The 17,734-nt window shown below is 70.7% G+C and carries 14 protein-coding genes and 1 pseudogene; 7 read left to right on the forward strand and 8 right to left on the reverse strand.

The window, feature by feature from the left end:
* Positions 1–88: 88 nt before the first annotated feature.
* From SRB17_RS01450 to SRB17_RS01460, 3 genes are all read right to left on the reverse strand, one after another.
* A complete protein-coding gene (locus tag SRB17_RS01450) occupies positions 89–1,345 on the reverse strand; it encodes an MFS transporter (RefSeq protein WP_323374825.1) in 1,257 nt (418 codons plus the stop codon).
* A 193-nt stretch (positions 1,346–1,538) separates the two neighbouring features.
* The gene (locus tag SRB17_RS01455; protein ID WP_153533918.1) at positions 1,539–2,339 is read right to left on the reverse strand and encodes a sugar phosphate isomerase/epimerase family protein; all 801 of its coding nucleotides are present in this window, start codon (positions 2,337–2,339) and stop codon (positions 1,539–1,541) included.
* 40 nt (positions 2,340–2,379) lie between these two features.
* A complete protein-coding gene (locus tag SRB17_RS01460) occupies positions 2,380–3,309 on the reverse strand; it encodes a bifunctional helix-turn-helix transcriptional regulator/GNAT family N-acetyltransferase (protein WP_153533920.1) in 930 nt (309 codons plus the stop codon).
* A 386-nt stretch (positions 3,310–3,695) separates the two neighbouring features.
* Between SRB17_RS01460 and SRB17_RS01465 the strand changes: the two genes are divergently transcribed.
* Both SRB17_RS01465 and SRB17_RS01470 read left to right on the forward strand, forming a co-directional pair.
* Positions 3,696–3,998, forward strand: a complete 303-nt coding sequence (locus tag SRB17_RS01465) for a hypothetical protein (RefSeq protein WP_153533922.1) — start codon at positions 3,696–3,698, stop codon at positions 3,996–3,998.
* A 150-nt stretch (positions 3,999–4,148) separates the two neighbouring features.
* Positions 4,149–5,378, forward strand: a complete 1,230-nt coding sequence (locus SRB17_RS01470; RefSeq protein WP_153533923.1) for an FAD-dependent monooxygenase — start codon at positions 4,149–4,151, stop codon at positions 5,376–5,378.
* Between the two features lie 212 nt (positions 5,379–5,590).
* On the opposite strand, the pseudogene SRB17_RS01480 reads toward SRB17_RS01470, so the two are convergent.
* A pseudogene (locus tag SRB17_RS01480) lies at positions 5,591–5,743 on the reverse strand (LacI family transcriptional regulator); the annotation flags it as partial.
* A 32-nt stretch (positions 5,744–5,775) separates the two neighbouring features.
* Positions 5,776–6,831, reverse strand: coding sequence for a LacI family DNA-binding transcriptional regulator (locus SRB17_RS01485; RefSeq protein WP_153533924.1), 1,056 nt, complete (start codon positions 6,829–6,831; stop codon positions 5,776–5,778).
* A 223-nt stretch (positions 6,832–7,054) separates the two neighbouring features.
* Between SRB17_RS01485 and SRB17_RS01490 the strand changes: the two genes are divergently transcribed.
* Genes SRB17_RS01490 through SRB17_RS01500 form a run of 3 tightly spaced genes read left to right on the forward strand, consistent with a single transcriptional unit; the run spans position 7,055 to position 10,181 of the window.
* Positions 7,055–8,206: a Gfo/Idh/MocA family oxidoreductase gene (locus SRB17_RS01490; RefSeq protein ID WP_323374826.1), complete on the forward strand. Its 1,152-nt coding sequence runs from the start codon at positions 7,055–7,057 to the stop codon at positions 8,204–8,206.
* Positions 8,203–9,354, forward strand: a complete 1,152-nt coding sequence (locus SRB17_RS01495) for a dihydrodipicolinate synthase family protein (protein ID WP_323374827.1) — start codon at positions 8,203–8,205, stop codon at positions 9,352–9,354. Before SRB17_RS01490 ends, SRB17_RS01495 begins: the two co-directional genes overlap by 4 nt.
* The gene (locus tag SRB17_RS01500) at positions 9,351–10,181 is read left to right on the forward strand and encodes a sugar phosphate isomerase/epimerase family protein (RefSeq protein WP_323374828.1); all 831 of its coding nucleotides are present in this window, start codon (positions 9,351–9,353) and stop codon (positions 10,179–10,181) included. Before SRB17_RS01495 ends, SRB17_RS01500 begins: the two co-directional genes overlap by 4 nt.
* 652 nt (positions 10,182–10,833) lie before the next feature.
* Here SRB17_RS01500 and SRB17_RS01505 read toward each other — a convergent pair.
* From SRB17_RS01505 to SRB17_RS01515, 3 genes are all read right to left on the reverse strand, one after another.
* Positions 10,834–11,736 carry a ribokinase gene (locus SRB17_RS01505; protein ID WP_153533925.1) on the reverse strand — a complete coding sequence of 301 codons (903 nt, stop codon included), beginning with the start codon at positions 11,734–11,736 and terminating at the stop codon, positions 10,834–10,836.
* A gap of 245 nt (positions 11,737–11,981) precedes the next feature.
* The gene (locus tag SRB17_RS01510) at positions 11,982–12,692 is read right to left on the reverse strand and encodes an SDR family oxidoreductase (protein ID WP_323374829.1); all 711 of its coding nucleotides are present in this window, start codon (positions 12,690–12,692) and stop codon (positions 11,982–11,984) included.
* The gene (locus tag SRB17_RS01515) at positions 12,677–13,147 is read right to left on the reverse strand and encodes an N-acetyltransferase (protein ID WP_323374830.1); all 471 of its coding nucleotides are present in this window, start codon (positions 13,145–13,147) and stop codon (positions 12,677–12,679) included. The genes SRB17_RS01510 and SRB17_RS01515 overlap by 16 nt, the downstream gene beginning before the upstream one ends.
* Positions 13,148–13,363: 216 nt before the next feature.
* Between SRB17_RS01515 and SRB17_RS01520 the strand changes: the two genes are divergently transcribed.
* On the forward strand, positions 13,364–15,622 hold the full coding sequence (locus SRB17_RS01520) for an ATP-dependent RecD-like DNA helicase (RefSeq protein WP_153533926.1): 2,259 nt from the start codon (positions 13,364–13,366) through the stop codon (positions 15,620–15,622).
* A 239-nt stretch (positions 15,623–15,861) separates the two neighbouring features.
* On the forward strand, positions 15,862–17,151 hold the full coding sequence (locus SRB17_RS01525; protein WP_323374831.1) for a citrate synthase: 1,290 nt from the start codon (positions 15,862–15,864) through the stop codon (positions 17,149–17,151).
* The last annotated feature ends 583 nt before the right edge of the window (positions 17,152–17,734 follow it).

Genomic DNA, 17,734 nt, shown 5'->3' on the forward strand with positions numbered 1-17,734 from the left:
AGACACAGCGGGCCGCGGGTGATCAGTGGGGTTGCGCGGGTGGTCCGGCCGGCGGCCTCCCGGGCCCGGCCGCCGTTTGAGAGGCTCCTCAGACGGATCCCGTGGCCTGGGCGGCTCCGTCGGCCGGAGCCGGCGCCCGGTCCCGCAGCTCCGGTGTCGTCGCGGCGACCGCCCCTACCGCGAGCAGACACAGCAGGCCGCCGGTGACCAGTGAGGTCACTCCGCTGGTCCAGCCGGCGACCAGGCCGCCGCGCACGTTGCCGAGACTGGGACCCGCCTGGCCGACGATCTGCTCGGCCGCCGTGACCCGGCCGAGCAGCGCGTCCGGGGTGCGGGTCTGCACGATCGTGGACCGGGAGACAACCGAGGTGGCGTCCCCGGCGCCCGCGACGGCGAGCAGGGCGAGCCCCAGCCACGGGTTGGTCATCAGCCCGAAGAGGACCAGCGCCGCACCCCAGACGGCCGCCGCGCCCAGCATCACCGGACCCGGGCGGCCGAGCCGGGTCACCGCGCCCGACAGGGCGGTGGCCGTGACGCCGCCCACCGCCAGGGCCGACAGGAACAGGCCGAGGGTGCGTGGGTCGTCGCCGAACCGCTCGGCGTTGACCAGCGGGAACAGACTCACCGGGAAGGACAGCACGGTCGCGGCGAGGTCGGTGATCAGCGCGCCCCGCACCACCCGGTGCCCGGCCAGGAACCGCAGGCCGTCCAGCACCCCGTGCAGGCCCGCCCGCGACAGTTCGCCCCGCGGTGGCAGCGCGGGCAGCCCGAAGGCGCCGTAGAAGGCGACGCCGAAGCTGAGGGCGTCCAGCAGATAGCAGGCGCCGATGCCCAGCCGGCCCAGCAGCACACCGGCCAGGGCCGGGCCGAGCAGCATCATCGACTGGCCGGTGATCTGGTTCAGCGCCAGACCGGCCGCCACCTGGTCCTTCGGCAGCAGACGCGGCACGAAGACCCCGGCCGCCGGGGCGCCGAGCGCGCCGAATGCCGCCTGCGTGGCGACCAGCCCGAGAACGGCCCCCACCGGGACATGCCCGGTGAAGCCCTGCACGGCCAGCAGCACGGAACAGGCCGCCTGTCCCACGGTCGCCGTCAGATAGATCCGCCGCCGGTCCGCCCGGTCCACCCAGGCGCCCGCGAACAGCCCGAACACCACCAGCGGCAGCGCCTGCGCGAGCCCGACCGCACCGGTCCACGCCGTACTGCGGGTCATGTCCCACACCTGGTACATGACCGTCACCATGGTCATGAACCCACCGAGCACGGACACGGTCCGGCCGACCAGCAGCCGCCGGAAGACGGGGGAGGCGCGCAGGGGCCGTACATCGATGAGCGGCTGAATCACCGGGGGAGGCTAGCCGGGCGCCGATGACCGGGCCAGCGATTTAAACGGAGGGCCGGGGCAGCGCCCCGTGGGGGCGCGGGGCCGTATTCGATGTGCGGCTCCGCCGCGTGGGCGCGAGGTACCACAACGCACCCGCACCCGCACCCGGCGACGGCGATGCGGCCCCGAGCCAGTAGCCGCACATCACCCCGAACTACGCCGCCTCACCCAGCAAGCGCAGCAAGTGCTCCCGCCCCGCCCCCAACAACCCCGCAAGCGGCGCGGCAGCCTCGTACCACCGCTTCTCGTACTCCCAGCACAACCACCCGTCCCACCCACGCCGGCACAGCACATCCACGCACTCGGTGAGCGGAAGCACCCCCGAGCCCAGCGGCAGCGGCACCGTGTCCTGCGCCGAAGCGATGTCCTTGACCTGCACATACCCCAGATGCGGAGCAAGCGCCGCGTACGTGTCGGCGGGCTGCTCCCCGCCCAGCCAGGTGTGCATGACGTCCCACAGCGCACCCACCTGCCGGTGTCCGACCGGACCCAGCACCCGGATCACGTCGGCACCGGTGCGATACGAGTCGTGCGTCTCCAGCAGGATCCGCACCCCCAGCGCTGCGGCGTCCTCGGCCGCGGTGCCGAGCCGCCGGGCGGCCAGTGCGTCGGACTCCTCCAGGGGGCGGTCGGGGTCGGCGCCGGGGAACACCCGGACGTAGGGCGCGCCCAGGTCGTGGGCGAGGTGCAGGAGGTCCCGGATCTCCGCCAGGACGGGTGCGTCGTCACCCGGCGCGGCGACCCGCGCGTACCCGGCGAGGCCCAGCACCTCGACCCCGGCCTCCTTGAACCGGGCCGCGGTCTCGGCGCGTTCGGCGGGGGAGAGGCCGGTATGGACCGGCTCCTCCGGGTGGGCGCGCAGCTCGACGCCGTGGTAGCCGTGGGCGGTCGCGAGCGCCAGGACATCGGGGACGGGCAGGCCGGGGACACCGAGAGTGGAGAACGCCAGCTTCATGGGCCGGACCCTACTCGTCATCCGCCCGATCCGTGACTCGTCATTCACCCGATTCGTGCAGATCCAGTCGCCAGTCCTGGCCCACGAGATCCTTGCCGAAGGAGCGGTGCGGTTTCTCCGCGACGAGAACGAAGCCGTGCCGCTGGTAGATCCGGCGGGCGCCGCTGAGCACGTCGTTGGTCCACAGCACCAGGTCGCGGTAGCCGACCCCGCGCGCGAAGTCGATCACGGCCCGCACCAGCCGGTCGCCGACGCCGTGCCCGCGCGCCTCCGGCTCGACGAGCAGCAGCCGCAGCCGCGCGGTACCGGGCGCGTCGTCCCGTACACACATCACACAGCCCACCGGGCGCCCCGCCTGCTCGGCGATCCACACCCGCTCCAGATGCGGGTCGTGGTCCTCCGCGAAGTCGGCGACGATCCGGGCGACCAGTCCCTCGTAGTCGGCGTTCCAGCCGTACTCGGCCGCGTACAGCGCCGCGTTGCGCTGCACGATCCAGCCGAGGTCGCCGGGGCGCGGCTCGCGCAGCACGACCTCGTCGGACCGGGCGCCGCCCCCGCCCAGGGCCTCCCGGATGGTCCGCATGGCCTGCGCCAGCCGTGGCCGGTCGGCCGGGGGCACGGTGTCGAGCATGGCCCCGACCGTCTCCCGGGCCCGCTCGTCGAGCAGGGCGGCGGCCTCCCGTCCAGGCGCGGTGAGGCTCACCCGCCGTCGGCGCGGATCGCTCTCGGAGGGCCCGCGCTCGATCAGCCCGGCGTCCTCGAACTTGTTCAGGATCCGGCTCAGATACCCGGCGTCCAGGTCGAGCCGGGTGCGCAGATCGACCGCGTCCAGGTGCGGGACCTGGGCGAGTTCGTACAGCACGCGGGATTCGGTGAGGGTGTACGGGGCGTAGAGGTGGCGGCCGTAGTCGAGGGCGCCGATGAGGCCCGTGTAGAAGCGGTTGAAGGCCCGCACGTCCTGGACGGTCATGATCTCCCCCGGATGTTTGACTCAGTCAGAGATGCCGTCCCTCGGAGACTAGGCCCGCCGACCTGCCCGCGTCCACGGTTCGGCTCATCGGCGTACCAAATGCGCTTGACGTGCACGGGTGTTGACTGACCGGACCCGGGTCCGCTTCCTTTGCCTGTTCTTTAGGCGGGTGCAGAGTCCTGCTTTTGACTCCGCCGCAACCTCGTCGTAGCTTTAATAACGAACGTCACTTATGTCCGTTTTATCCACGGACGTGACGGTCCGCCGCCGGAGCGGAACAGTGGGCGGTGGGCGGCGCTCTGAGCGACGCGCAGGCTCTGGAGCGCACATGGACGGCCCGTCGAGGCCCCGGAAAGTCAATCACACCCTCCGGAGAGGGGCTCATCATGCGCGCGCACACCACCCGTATCAAGAGAGTGGCTATCGCCGTCTGCTCGGCACCGATCCTGGCGATCGCCGCCGGAGCCGGAGCCGCCCAGGCAGCCACCACCTCGTCCGCTCCTCAGCAGGTCGTCTCGTACCACCAAGGTGGCGGCGGCTGGGGCTGGGGAGACGACGGCGGCGGCTGGGGCTGGGGCGGCTGGGGCTGGGGCGACGGCGGCGGCTGGGGCTGGGGCCACGGCGGCGGCTGGGGCTGGGGCGGCGGCTGGGGCTGGGGCGGCGGCTGGGGCTGGGGCGGCTGGGACTGAGTGTCAGAAGTGAGCCGCACGCCCTGGCAAGCAACCCCCTGACAAACGAAGGGTGGATCCGGGTGCCCGACCCCACGGGCACCCGGATCCATATGCGGAACCCGTGACGGAAGTGATGTATCAGTGTGGCCGTGACAACGGAGGTACCGGATGAGGATCGTCTGCGTGGGCGGAGGCCCGGCCGGGTTGTACTTCTCGATCTCCGCGAAGCTGCGGGACGCCGGTCACGAGATCATCGTGATCGAGCGGGACCCGCCGGAGGCGACGTACGGCTGGGGCGTCGTGTACTGGAACGATCTGCTGGACATCCTGCACCTCAACGACCCCGAGAGCGCGCGGGCGGTGAGCGCCGGCTCCGTGCTCTGGCAGGACCAGGAGATCCGTGTGCACGGCAGCCGGCACGACGGCACGGCGTACTTCGGCGGCTACGGCTACAGCATGGGCAGGGCGGCCCTGCTGGAGGTGCTCACCCGTCGCGCGCGCTCGCTCGGCGTCGACGTCCGGCACGGGGAGCGGCTCGCCGACCCCGCCGACCTGCCCGAGGCCGACCTGATCGTGGCCGCCGACGGCGCGGGCAGCCGGATCCGGCAGAGCCGCGCCGAGCACTTCGGCACCAAGGTCGAGACCGGCCGCAACCCCTACATCTGGCTCGGCACGGACCGGCAGTTCGACAGCTTCGTGTTCGACTTCGAGGAGACCTCGGCCGGCTGGATCTGGTTCCACGCCTATCCGTCGTTCCACGGGATCAGCACCTGCATCGTGGAGTGCTCGCCGCAGACCTGGCAGGGCCTCGGCCTCGACACGCTCGACCCCGAGGACGCCATGCCCGTGCTGGAGAAGATCTTCCACCGCGCGCTCGACGGCCACTCCTTGATCAGCAGTTCACGCGGCGCACCGGCGAAATGGCAGCGCTTCCAGCACATCAGCAACCGGACGTGGGTCGACGGCAACGTCGTCCTGGCCGGCGACGCCGCGCACACCACCCACTTCACACTCGGCTCCGGGACCCGGCTCGCGATGATCGACGCGATCGTGCTGGCCCACAGCCTCTCGCGCACCCCGGATCCACGGGCGGCACTGCGCGACTACGACCAGCACCGCCGCGCCGAACTGCACCCCGTACAGGCGGGTGCGCGCTCCAGCATGGCCTGGTTCGAGCACCTGGACGACTACCTGGACCGCGACCCGGTCTCCTTCGCCTACGCCATGTCGGTACGCCAGGGCCACCAGAGCCCCTGGCGCTACCAGGTCCACCTCGCCACCCAGATCTCCGCCGTACGCAGGGCCCGCCGGGCCTACGACACCGGCAAACGCTGGTACCGGGACCGCAGGAGGGGCGAGGCGCCGATGCCGCTACTGAGACGGTCACTTCCTGGCTGACCGTGGGACTGACTCCCGAAGACCCTCGCATCACCCGGCCGGCCGTGGGACTCCCGAAGATCCCCGCACCATCAACTCGCCGTGCACGGTCGTGATCCGTCCGGGTGGTGCTTCCTCCCGCCCCATGGCGATGCGCCCGGCCCTGGCCCCGGCCTCGGCGAGCGGCAACCGCACAGTCGTCGGCGCGGGCACCGTGTCCGCTGCTGGGGCGGTCACTTCCCGGCCGGCCGTGGGACTCCCGAAGATCCCCGCACCATCAACTCGCCGCGCACGGTCGTGATCCCTCCGGGTGGTGCTTCCTCCCGCCCCATGGCGATGCGCCCGGCCCTGGCCCCGGCCTCGGCGAGCGGCAACCGCACGGTCGTCGGCGCGGGCACCGCGTCCGCTGCTGGGGCGGTCACCCGGCTGACCGTGGCGCTCCCGAAGATCCCCGCACCATCAACTCGCCGTGCACGGTCGTGATCCGTCCGGGTGGTGCTTCCTCCCGCCCCATGGCGATGCGCCCGGCCCTGGCCCCGGCCTCGGCGAGCGGCAACCGCACGGTCGTCAGCGCGGGCACCGTGTCCACGCTGAACGGCAGATCGTCGAACCCGGCCACCGACACGTCGTCCGGGATCGTCAGCCCGGAGTCCCGCAGCGCCGCACACGCCCCGAGCGCGACGGAGTCGTTCGCGGCCACCACGGCGGTCAGGGACGGATCACGGCGCAGCAGCTCCAGCGTCGCCTCGTACCCGGACTGCCGGTCGTAGCGGCCGTGCACCGTCCAGCGGGGGTCCTCCTCGGCCCCCGCCTCGGCCAGCGCCGCGCGGTGGCCCTCGAGCCGGTGCCGGGTCGTCGTACGCTCCTCGGGGCCCGCGATGTAGCCGAGGCGGCGGTGGCCGAGGCCGAGCAGATGCTCGGTGAGCCGGCGTGCGCCGCCCCGGTTGTCGAAGGTGAGCGCGACGGCCCCGGTGTCGGGCGCCGGCGGCCGCCCGCACAGCACCACCCGCGTGCCGGCCTCCGCGAGCTTGCGCAGCTTCGCCGCGACCGCCGCCGCGTGCGGCGCGTCCTCCACGGCCCCGCCGGTCAGCACCACGGCCGCCGCCCGCTGCCGCTGCAGCAGCGTCAGATACGTCAGTTCACGCTCGGGTGAGCCGCCCGTGTTGCAGACCACCGCGAGCCGCTCACCGCCCGCCCGGCCACCCCCGACGCCCCCGATCTCGGCCTGGATCGCGCTCGCCATGATCCCGAAGAAGGGGTCGGCGATGTCGTTGACCAGGATGCCGACCAGGTCGGAGGTGGCCGCGGCGAGGGAGCTCGCCGGGCCGTTGAGGACGTAGTCCAGCTCGTCCACCGCCCGCAGCACCCGCTCGCGCGTGGAGGCGGCCACCGGGTAGTTGCCGTTCAGCACGCGCGACACCGTCGCGGGTGAGACCTGGGCGCGGGCCGCCACATCCGCCAGGGTCACCGTCATCTCGTCGTCCTCCGGTCGCGCATCGTGTCGTACGCCCTCGTAGACAGCCAGGTTGTGCTGCTGGTTCCGAGAATCTGTCGTGCAGACCTTAAAGCCATGGCCCCCGGTTGTTCGCCCCCTCGAACAACTCGAAGGGGACACGGTCTTGTACAGACAGCTGTGCGGAGGCTAGCTTCTCATTGTAGAAAGCGCTTGCTATTCGTGCTCGACAGAGGGGACTCACGTGACACGCAAGACGGTGCGAATCGCCATGAACGGCGTGACCGGGCGCATGGGCTACCGCCAGCACCTCGTCCGGTCGATCCTCGCCCTGCGCGACCAGGGCGGCCTCGACCTCGGCGACGGCACCGTGCTGTGGCCCGAGCCGATCCTGCTCGGCCGCCGTGAGCACGCCCTGCGGGAGATCGCCGACCGCCACGGCCTCGACCACGTCTCGACGGACGTCGACGCGGTCCTCGCGGACGACGGCGTCGACCTCTACTTCGACGCCCAGGTCACCTCCGCCCGCGAGGAGGCCATCAAGAAGGCGATCGCCGCCGGAAAGCACGTCTACACCGAGAAGCCGACGGCGACGGGGCTGGCCGGCGCCCTCGAACTCGCCCGCCTCGCCCAGGAGAAGGGCATCAAGCACGGCGTCGTCCAGGACAAGATCTTCCTGCCGGGCCTGCTGAAGCTGAAGCGGCTCATCGACGGCGGCTTCTTCGGCCGGATCCTCTCCGTCCGGGGCGAGTTCGGCTACTGGGTGTTCGAGGGCGACTGGCAGCCCGCCCAGCGCCCCTCCTGGAACTACCGCGCCGAGGACGGCGGCGGCATCGTCGTCGACATGTTCCCGCACTGGGAATACGTCCTGCACGAGCTGTTCGGCCGCGTGAAGTCCGTCCAGGCCCTCGCCACCACCCACGTCCCGCAGCGCTGGGACGAACAGGGCAAGCCCTACGACGCCACGGCGGACGACGCGGCCTACGGCATCTTCGAGCTGGAGGGCGGCGCCGTCGCCCAGATCAACTCCTCCTGGGCGGTCCGGGTCAACCGCGACGAACTGGTGGAGTTCCAGGTCGACGGCACCGAGGGTTCGGCGGTGGCGGGACTCAGGAACTGCCGGGTTCAGCACAGGTCGGCGACCCCCAAGCCGGTCTGGAACCCGGACATCCCGGCCACCGAGGTCTTCCGCGACCAGTGGCAGGAGGTGCCGGACAACGGCGACTTCGACAACGGCTTCAAGGCCCAGTGGGAGCTCTTCCTCAAGCACGTCTACGCCGACACGCCGTACCACTGGGACCTGCTGGCCGGCGCCCGTGGCGTCCAACTCGCCGAGCTGGGCCTGAAGTCCTCCGCCGAGGGCCGCCGCATCGACGTACCGGAGATCGGGCTGTGACCATCCAACTCCCCGACGCCCATAGCGGATTGCGGACGTATGAGCCCCGCACCGAGCCGCTGGTGCTGTCGCCGGGCACCCCCTTCACCTGCCGTACGGTCTTCTCGGCGGCGCACGTCGTGGCCGACCCCTACGCGGACGTCTCGCCCGACTCGTCGGCCGCCGTCGACTGGGACGCCACCCTCGCCTTCCGCCGCCACCTGTGGTCCCACGGACTCGGCGTCGCCGAGGCGATGGACACCGCCCAGCGCGGCATGGGCCTGGACTGGGCGGGCGCGGCCGAGCTGATCAGCCGGTCGGCGGCGGAGGCGCGTGGTGTGGGCGGCCGGATCGCCTGCGGCGTCGGCACCGACCAGATCGCGGACGGCTCCCTTTCGGAGATCCGCGCCGCCTACGAGGAACAGCTCGCGGTGGTGGAAGAGGCGGGCGCCCAGCCGATCCTGATGGCGTCGCGGGCCCTGGCCGCCGCCGCTTCCGGCCCCGAGGAGTACCTGGAGATCTACGGCCATCTCCTGCGCCAGTCCGCCGAGCCGGTGATCCTGCACTGGCTGGGCCCCATGTTCGACCCGGCGCTGGAGGGCTACTGGGGCTCGGCCGACCTGGACGCGGCGACGGAGACGTTCCTGGAGGTCATCGCCGCGCACCCGGACAAGGTGGACGGCATCAAGGTGTCGCTCCTGGACGCCGGACGCGAGATCGACCTGCGCCGCCGGCTGCCGCACGGCGTCCGCTGCTACACCGGCGACGACTTCCACTACCCCGAGCTGATCGCGGGCGACGGCCAGGGCTTCAGCCACGCCCTGCTCGGCATCTTCGACCCGCTGGGCCCGCTCGCGGCCGAGGCGGTACGGCTCCTGGACACCGCGGACACGGCCGGCTTCCGCGAGCTGCTCGACCCCACGGTGGAACTGTCCCGCCACCTCTTCCAGGCCCCGACCCGCTTCTACAAGACGGGCGTGGTCCTCCTGGCCTGGCTCGCGGGCCACCAGTCGCACTTCACGATGGTCGGCGGCCTGCAGTCGGCCCGCTCCCTCCCGCACCTGGCCCGCGCCTACGAACTCGCCGACGGCCTCGGCCTGTTCCCGGACCCCGAACTCGCCGAGGAACGCATGAAGACCCTGCTGTCGCTGTACGGGGTGAACCAGTGAGCGATCTCGCGCGCTTCAGCATCAACCAGATGACGGTGAAGCAGCTGTCCCTGCCCGAACTCGCCGACGCCTGCCGCCGGTCGGGCGTCGGGCAGGTGGGCCTGTGGCGCGAGCCGGTCCAGGAGTACGGCCTGGAGGCGACCGCGAAACTGATCCGCGACGCGGGCCTGACGGTGACGACCCTGTGCCGGGGCGGCTTTCTCACCGCGATCGACCCGGGGGAACGGGCGGCGGCGCTCGCGGACAACCGCCGCGCGATCGAGGAGGCGGCGACGCTCGGCACCGACACCCTGGTCCTGGTCTCCGGCGGCCTCCCGCCCGGCAGCAGGGACCTGCGGGCGGCCCGCGAACGCATCGCCGACGCCCTGGCCGAACTGGCGCCGTACGCCGAGGACCACGGCGTGCGCCTGGCCATCGAGCCGCTGCACCCCATGTACGCCGCCGACCGCTGCGTGGTCTCGACCCTGGCCCAGGCGCTGGACCTCGCCGAACGCTTCCCGGCTCATCAAGTGGGCGTCACGGTGGACACGTACCACATCTGGTGGGACGACCAGGCTCCCGCGCAGATCGCCCGCGCGGGGAAGGCCGGCCGTATCCACACCTTCCAGCTCGCCGACTGGATCACCCCGTTGCCCGAGGGCGTCCTCAACGGCCGCGGCCAGATCGGCGACGGCGCGATCGACATGCGCGAGTGGCGGGGCTATGTGGAGGCGGCCGGCTACACGGGCCCGATCGAGGTCGAACTCTTCAACGAGGACCTGTGGACCCGGGACGGCCGGGAGGTGCTGGCGGAGACGGCGGAGCGCTTTCACAGGGCATTCCCATAACCGCGGCTCAATTCTGAGGGCCGCCCGGCGGCTGAGTGAATCCCTGCGGGGCGTGAAGCGTGTGGCCGACAGCAGGGGCGCGCGGCTCGTTCATGCCGTCACTTGTGGTTACGCAGGAAGGCCGGGATCTCCTCGCGGGTGGGGTAGTCCGGCAGGGGCCCGGGCTGCCCTGGAGGAAAGCGCTGATGACAGTGGCGGCGCGATCGTCGTTGCCGTCCAGGCCGTTCCACATGTGATGTCCGACTCCGGGCATGTACTGCGTGCGCTGGATGGCGGGGTCATCGGCGAGGACGGTGGTCTCCCACTGGCGAATGAGGCCGAAGGCCACGGCGTACCGGGGGAGGCGCGTCGATCGCGGCCCGCTCACGCCGGGCGCGAGGCCGCGTGCGGACGGACGTCCCTGATGCCCGGTGATCCTGGAGGTGGGGCTGAAGCGCTTGTGGGTGTCGGACGGGCAAAGAATCTTGAGAACGCGTGCAACCCTTCCCGGGCCCTGAGTGTCGTACCTGTCATCAGAACCCGGGAGGGGACCCGGGGGGGATTCACGGGGTTCTGATACGGAGGGGAAAGCCGAGGGGGCGGCCCCGGTCGACGGACCGGGGCCGCCCCCTCGAAGTCGTACGGGCGCGCATCACCCGGATCCCCGCCTTGTTCACAGGGTCTCGACCTGTTCCGCCGTCGGATACGACTCCTGCGCACCCCGCTTCGTCACGGCCGCCGCGCCGACCCGGGCCGCGTAGGCCGCCGCCTCGGCCAGGGAAGTCCCCGTACCCAGCTTCCAGGCCAGTGCGGCCGCGAACGCGTCGCCCGCGCCCGTGGTGTCCACCGCGGCCACCTTCACCGACGCCACCCGCGTCACCTCCGAGGAGTCGCACACCAGCGCCCCCTCCGCGCCCAGCGTCACCACGACCGAGCGCGGCCCCTTGGCGAGCAGCAGCCGCGCCCAGTCCGCGGGGTCCTCGCTGACACACGCGTCCCCGAGGATCACCCGGGCCTCGTGCTCGTTGACGATCAGCGGGTCACAGGCCGCGAGCACCTCGGTCGGCAGGGGCCGCGGCGGGGACGGGTTCAGCACGAAACGGCCGTCCGGGGAAAGGTTCCGTACGACCTCCACGACCGTCTCCAGCGGGATCTCCAGCTGCGCCGACACCACCCGCGAGGCCAGGAACAGGCTGATCGCCGCCCGGACGTCCGCGGGGGCGAGCCGGGCGTTGGCGCCCGGCGACACCACGATGCTGTTGTCCCCCGAGGGGTCCACGGTGATCAGCGCGACCCCCGTCGGCGCCCCGCCCACCAGCACGCCGACCGTGTCGACGCCGGCCGCGTGCAGGGAGTCCAGCAGCAGCCGGCCGTGGCCGTCGTCGCCGACCCGGGCCAGCAGGGCCGTGGTCGCGCCGAGCCGGGCGGCGGCGACCGCCTGGTTGGCGCCCTTGCCGCCCGGGTGGACGGCCAGGTCGCCGCCGAGCACCGTCTCACCGGCGGCCGGCCGCCGCTCGACGCCGATCACCAGGTCGGCATTGGCCGAACCGACGACCAACAGGTCGTAGTCGTACATCAGTTGACTCCCCTGTTTCCGCTGAGAGATGACCCCGTTGTCAGCCGCTGAAGCCGGCCACGTCGTCCTTCGTGACCACCTTCACCGGTACCGTCACCGTCGGCTCCACCTTCTTGCCCGGACCGCCTTGAGCGCGTAGTCCACGGCGATCCTCCCCAACTGTGTCGGCCGCTGGGCGACCGACCCGTACAGCCTGCCGTTCTTCACCGCCGTCGGTGGGCGAGACGAGCAGGCATGACGTGGGATCAGGCGTCGCCGGGGCGTGCCAGGCCGGCCTTGGCCTGGCGGGTGCGCTCGTCGGCGAGGACTTCCGTACGACCGGCCCGGACGGCGTCGAGGGCCTGCGCGGCGATCGACTCCGGCGTGTTCTTGGGCCCGCTGACATGGGCGGCCATGTCCGTGTCGATGTAACCGCAGTGCACACCGACGACGAGCACACCGCTGTCCCGGAGCTCCTCCCGGATCCCGTTGGTCATGGCCCAGGCGGCGGCCTTGGAGGCGCTGTACGAGCCCATCGCCGGGTTGGTGAACCAGCTGGCGATGGACAGCACGTTGACGACGGCGCCGGGCGCGTTGCCGACGAGCAGCGGCGCGAAGGTGCGGCCCATGGCGAGCGTGCCGAAGTAGTTGACCTCCATCTCCGTGCGGGCGGCGGCCAGGTCGGGCGCGGCCAGCAGGGGGCTGTCGGTGAGAACTCCGGCGTTGTTGACGAGCAGGGTCAGGTCGGAACACGTCTCGGCAGCCGCGGCCACCTGGGCGGGATCGGTGACGTCGAGCCGCACCGGAACGACGCCGGGCTCCACGACCGAGCCCGGCTCACGGGCCCCGCCGTAGACACGCCGCGCCCCTCGCTCGACGAGCATCCGGGCCATCACCCGCCCCAGCCCACGGTTGGCGCCGGTCACCAGCGCGGTGACTCCCTCGATCCGCACGGCCCGGGTCACGACGTCACCCACTTCAGGTAGGAGGCGGTCTCCTGGAACCCCAGCCCGCGATAGAAACCGGCGGCCCGGCGGGTCGGCACGGTCACTTCGACATCGCGCGCGTCCTCGGCCCTCGCCTGTACGGCCCTGATGAGCGCGGAACCCGTACCGCGCCCACGCACGGTCGCGTCGACGGTGAGCTCCAGCACCTCCAGCACCGTCCCACCGGCGAACAGGGTGGGCATGCGCAGCCCGAGGACGTACCCGACGACCACGCCCGAGCCGTCCTCGGCGACGAGGAACTCGGCACTGCCGTTCGCGGCGGCATCGAGGACACGGGGAAGGGCGACGCGGTCGAAGAGGCCACGCTCGGGCCGGTAACTGGTCACGAACCCGCTGAGGAGCCGGTAGATGTCCTCGGCGTCGGCGGGGCGAGCGGGGCGGACGGTGAGCACGTCCGGCGGCTCGATGGGGTCGGGGTCGCTCACGGGGGTCAGATTACTAGGTGGTCGAATTGCTGGGTGGGGCAACGGAGTTGACCGAGTCCGGCCTTACGGGCGGGGTCTGGTCCGAGGTGCGCGGGGTGAGCAGGAGCAAGTGACCGTGAGGCCGCCCGCTCACTCCCCGGCGAACAACCCCGCCCGATCCGTGGACATCCGTGGACACCGTCACCCCCTGTCAGACCCCACCGGTACCGTCGGATCATGGCTCAACAGGCGGGGACCCAGACCGGTGAGCGGCGGCTCGCGACGCTGGAAGGCGTGCTGGAGCGCATCACGTACGCCAACGAGGAGAACGGCTACACGGTCGCCCGGGTCGACACGGGCAGAGGCGGCGGTGACCTTCTCACGGTCGTCGGTGCGCTGCTCGGTGCCCAGGTGGGGGAGTCCCTTCGCATGGAGGGCCGCTGGGGCTCGCACCCCCAGTACGGCAAGCAGTTCCATGTCGAGAACTACACGACCGTCCTGCCCGCCACCGTCCAGGGCATCCGGCGTTACCTCGGGTCCGGCCTCGTGAAAGGCATCGGGCCCGTCTTCGCCGACCGGATCACCCAGCACTTCGGCCTGGACACGCTCCGGATCATCGAGGAGGAGCCCAAGCGGCTCATCGAGGTCCCCGGTCTCGGCCCCAAGCGGACCAGGAAGATCGCCGACGCCTGGGAGGAGCAGAAGGCGATCAAGGAGGTCATGCTCTTCCTCCAGACCGTCGACGTGTCCACCTCGATCGCGGTCCGTATCTACAAGAAGTACGGGGACGCGTCGATCTCCGTCGTGAAGAACCACCCCTATCGCCTCGCCGCCGACGTCTGGGGCATCGGCTTCCTCACCGCCGACAAGATCGCCCAGTCCGTCGGTATCCCGCACGACAGCCCGGAGAGGGTGAAAGCCGGACTGCAGTACGCCCTGTCCCAGTCCGCCGACCAGGGGCACTGCTTCCTGCCCGAGGAGCGGCTGATCTCCGACGCGGTGAAGCTGCTCGCCGTCGACACCGGGCTTGTCATCGAGTGCCTCGCCGAGCTGGCCGAACCCGCTGAGGAAGGAGGCGACCCGGGTGTCGTACGGGAGAAGGTGCCCGGACCGGACGGCGACGACGCCGAACCCGTCACCGCCGTCTACCTCGTCCCCTTCCACCGCGCCGAACTCTCCCTGTCCTCCCAGCTCCTGCGCCTCCTGCGCACGGACGAGGACCGCATGCCCGGCTTCCAGGGCGTCGACTGGGGCAAGGCCCTCGGCTGGCTGAAGGGCCGTACCGGCGCCGATCTCGCCCCGGAGCAGGAAGCCGCCGTCAGGCTCGCGCTGACCGAGAAGGTCGCCGTGCTCACCGGTGGGCCCGGCTGCGGCAAGTCCTTCACCGTCCGCTCGATCGTGGAGCTGGCCCGGGCCAAGCAGGCCAAGGTGCTGCTCGCCGCCCCCACCGGGCGTGCCGCGAAGCGTCTGGCGGAGCTGACCGGTGCCGAGGCCTCCACCGTCCACCGGTTGCTCGAGCTCAGGCCCGGCGGGGACGCGGCGTACGACCGGGACCGGCCGCTCGATGCCGATCTGGTCGTGGTCGACGAGGCCTCCATGCTGGACCTTCTCCTCGCCAACAAGCTGGTGAAGGCCGTACCGCCCGGTGCGCATCTCCTCTTCGTCGGGGACGTCGACCAGTTGCCCAGCGTCGGGGCCGGGGAAGTGCTGCGGGACCTGCTCGCCGAGGGCAGTCCCCTTCCCGCCGTCCGGCTCACCCGGGTCTTCCGGCAGGCCCAGCAGTCCGGTGTCGTCACCAACGCGCACCGGATCAACGCGGGGCAGCATCCGCTCACCGACGGGATGAAGGACTTCTTCCTCTTCGTGGAGGACGACACGGAGGAGGCCGGCCGGCTCACCGTGGATGTGGCCGCCCGTCGGATTCCGGCCAGATTCGGGCTCGATCCGCGCCGGGATGTCCAGGTACTCGCGCCGATGCACCGGGGGCCGGCCGGTGCGGGCGCGCTGAACGGCCTGCTCCAGCAGGCCGTCACCCCCGGCCGGCCCGATCTGCCCGAGAAGCGGTTCGGCGGTCGGGTCTTCCGCGTCGGCGACAAGGTCACCCAGATTCGCAACAATTACGAGAAAGGGAAGAACGGTGTCTTCAACGGCACCGTGGGTGTCGTCACCTCGCTCGATCCGGTCGACCAGCGGCTCACGGTGCTGACGGACGAGGACGAGGAGGTTCCGTACGAATTCGACGAACTGGACGAACTGGCCCATGCGTACGCGGTCACCATCCATCGTTCGCAGGGGAGTGAATATCCCGCCGTGGTGATCCCCGTCACCACGGGGGCATGGATGATGCTCCAGCGGAACCTGTTGTACACGGCGGTGACACGGGCGAAGCGGCTGGTCGTCCTCGTCGGTTCACGCAAGGCGATCGGACAGGCGGTGCGCACGGTGTCGGCGGGGCGGCGATGTACGGCGCTGGACTTCAGACTTCGGGGCTCCTGACCACCTCTGACCAGGGGCGCCGGCCCGCATCACAAAAAATGATCGATCAAACGAGTCGTGAAGGTCACAGAGCCCTTCCAGATGCCGTTCGGAGGGGGCACGATGAATAAGTTGGCGGCACTGAGTGCCGCCAAAGGGCCCAACGGTCGACCCCGAGTGCACTCTCCTGAGCCAAATGGGGGATGGTAGAGACAGTCAGGGCACCTCGAAGATGAGGCACTACGTCGGTGAGGGAAGACGTGAGCGACAACTCTGTAGTACTGCGGTACGGCGACGGCGAGTACACCTACCCGGTGGTCGACAGCACCGTCGGCGACAAGGGCTTCGACATCGGGAAGCTCCGCGCCCAGACCGGTCTGGTGACTCTGGACAGCGGGTACGGCAACACGGCCGCCTATAAATCCGCTGTCACGTACCTCGACGGCGAGGCGGGCATCCTCCGCTACCGCGGCTACCCCATCGAGCAGCTGGCCGAGCGCTCCACCTTCCTCGAGGTGGCGTACCTGCTGATCAACGGCGAGCTGCCCACCGTCGACGAGCTCTCCATGTTCAAGAACGACATCACGCGGCACACCCTGCTGCACGAGGACGTCAAGAACTTCTACAAGGGCTTCCCGCGCGACGCGCACCCGATGGCCATGCTGTCCTCGGTCGTGTCGGCGCTGTCCACCTTCTACCAGGACAGCCACAACCCGCACGACGAGAAGCAGCGCGACCTCTCCACGATCCGGCTGCTCGCGAAGCTCCCGACGATCGCGGCGTACGCGTACAAGAAGTCGATCGGCCACCCGTTCGTCTACCCGCGCAACGACCTCGGTTACGTCGAGAACTTCCTGCGCATGACCTTCTCGGTCCCGGCGCAGGAGTTCGAGCTGGACCCGGTCGTCGTCGCGGCGCTGGACAAGCTGCTGATCCTGCACGCCGACCACGAGCAGAACTGCTCGACCTCCACGGTCCGCCTGGTCGGCTCCTCGCAGGCCAACATGTTCGCGTCGATCTCGGCCGGCATCAGCGCGCTGTGGGGCCCGCTGCACGGCGGCGCCAACCAGTCCGTGCTGGAGATGCTCGAGGGCATCCGCGACTCCGGCTCCGACGTCGACACCTTCATCCGCAAGGTGAAGAACAAGGAGGACGGCGTCCGTCTGATGGGCTTCGGCCACCGGGTCTACAAGAACTTCGACCCGCGCGCCAAGATCATCAAGGCCGCCGCGCACGACGTGCTCTCCGCGCTGGGCAAGGAGGACGAGCTCCTCGACATCGCCCTGAAGCTGGAGGAGCACGCGCTGTCCGACGACTACTTCGTCGAGCGCAAGCTGTACCCGAACGTGGACTTCTACACCGGTCTGATCTACCGGGCCATGGGCTTCCCGACCGAGATGTTCACGGTCCTGTTCGCCCTCGGCCGCCTGCCGGGCTGGATCGCCCAGTGGACCGAGATGATCAAGGAGCCGGGCTCCCGCATCGGCCGCCCGCGCCAGATCTACACGGGCGTGGAGCTGCGCGACTTCGTGCCGGTCGAGGAGCGCTGACACCTGCCGGTGAGGGGCGCCGCTTCGGTGGTGCCCCTGGCCCGGCAACCGAAGCACAGACAAGCGGAAGGCGCCCTGACGCCGGTCCCCCCACGGGCCGACGACCAGGGCGCCTTCCCATGTCCCGGTGCGGATTCCCCCCACGGGATCCGGCCGGGCGCTCGGAGAGGACAGCGCCTGAATCGCTGTCTTCGAGCAGAACGAGCAAAACTCGCCCTGCTTCAGTGACGCGCTGCGATCTGCCGGGACAACGCACGCTGGGAGGGCCGCTCAAAGCTTCCCGGCGCGCGTGCCCCGGCAACGCATCTCTGAGGAAGTCCCCCAAGACATCCCCAGATGCCAGTCAGCGCCCCCCAAGACGCTGGTCTGACATCGCCAACTTAGACCTTCGAACCCCTTCGATGGTTACGTTCGCATCACTGTGATCTGCGTCTCTTGCATATGTCCTTTAGGTGCGCAAGAGCCCCGATACGACGATCGGAGCCCAAGCGTAAGGATGATGCGCGAGCCTTGTGAAGAGCTTATGTGAGGCTCGCGTCTGACTCTAGGGGGTCTCTTACTTCGATGGCCCCTAACCGCCGGT

The organism is Streptomyces sp. RB17 (assembly GCF_009604455.1).
Lineage (GTDB): Bacteria > Actinomycetota > Actinomycetes > Streptomycetales > Streptomycetaceae > Streptomyces.

Excerpts from the sequence above, each read along its gene's own strand:
- SRB17_RS01485 (WP_153533924.1), bottom strand. The coding sequence starts at position 6,831 with ATGACGGTGACCCTGGCGGATGTGGCGGCCCGCGCCCAGGTCTCACCC.
- SRB17_RS01455 (WP_153533918.1), bottom strand. The coding sequence starts at position 2,339 with ATGAAGCTGGCGTTCTCCACTCTCGGTGTCCCCGGCCTGCCCGTCCCC.
- SRB17_RS01520 (WP_153533926.1), top strand. The coding sequence starts at position 13,364 with ATGGCTCAACAGGCGGGGACCCAGACCGGTGAGCGGCGGCTCGCGACG.
- SRB17_RS01505 (WP_153533925.1), bottom strand. The coding sequence starts at position 11,736 with ATGTACGACTACGACCTGTTGGTCGTCGGTTCGGCCAATGCCGACCTG.
- SRB17_RS01465 (WP_153533922.1), top strand. The coding sequence starts at position 3,696 with ATGCGCGCGCACACCACCCGTATCAAGAGAGTGGCTATCGCCGTCTGC.
- SRB17_RS01470 (WP_153533923.1), top strand. The coding sequence starts at position 4,149 with ATGAGGATCGTCTGCGTGGGCGGAGGCCCGGCCGGGTTGTACTTCTCG.
- SRB17_RS01460 (WP_153533920.1), bottom strand. The coding sequence starts at position 3,309 with ATGACCGTCCAGGACGTGCGGGCCTTCAACCGCTTCTACACGGGCCTC.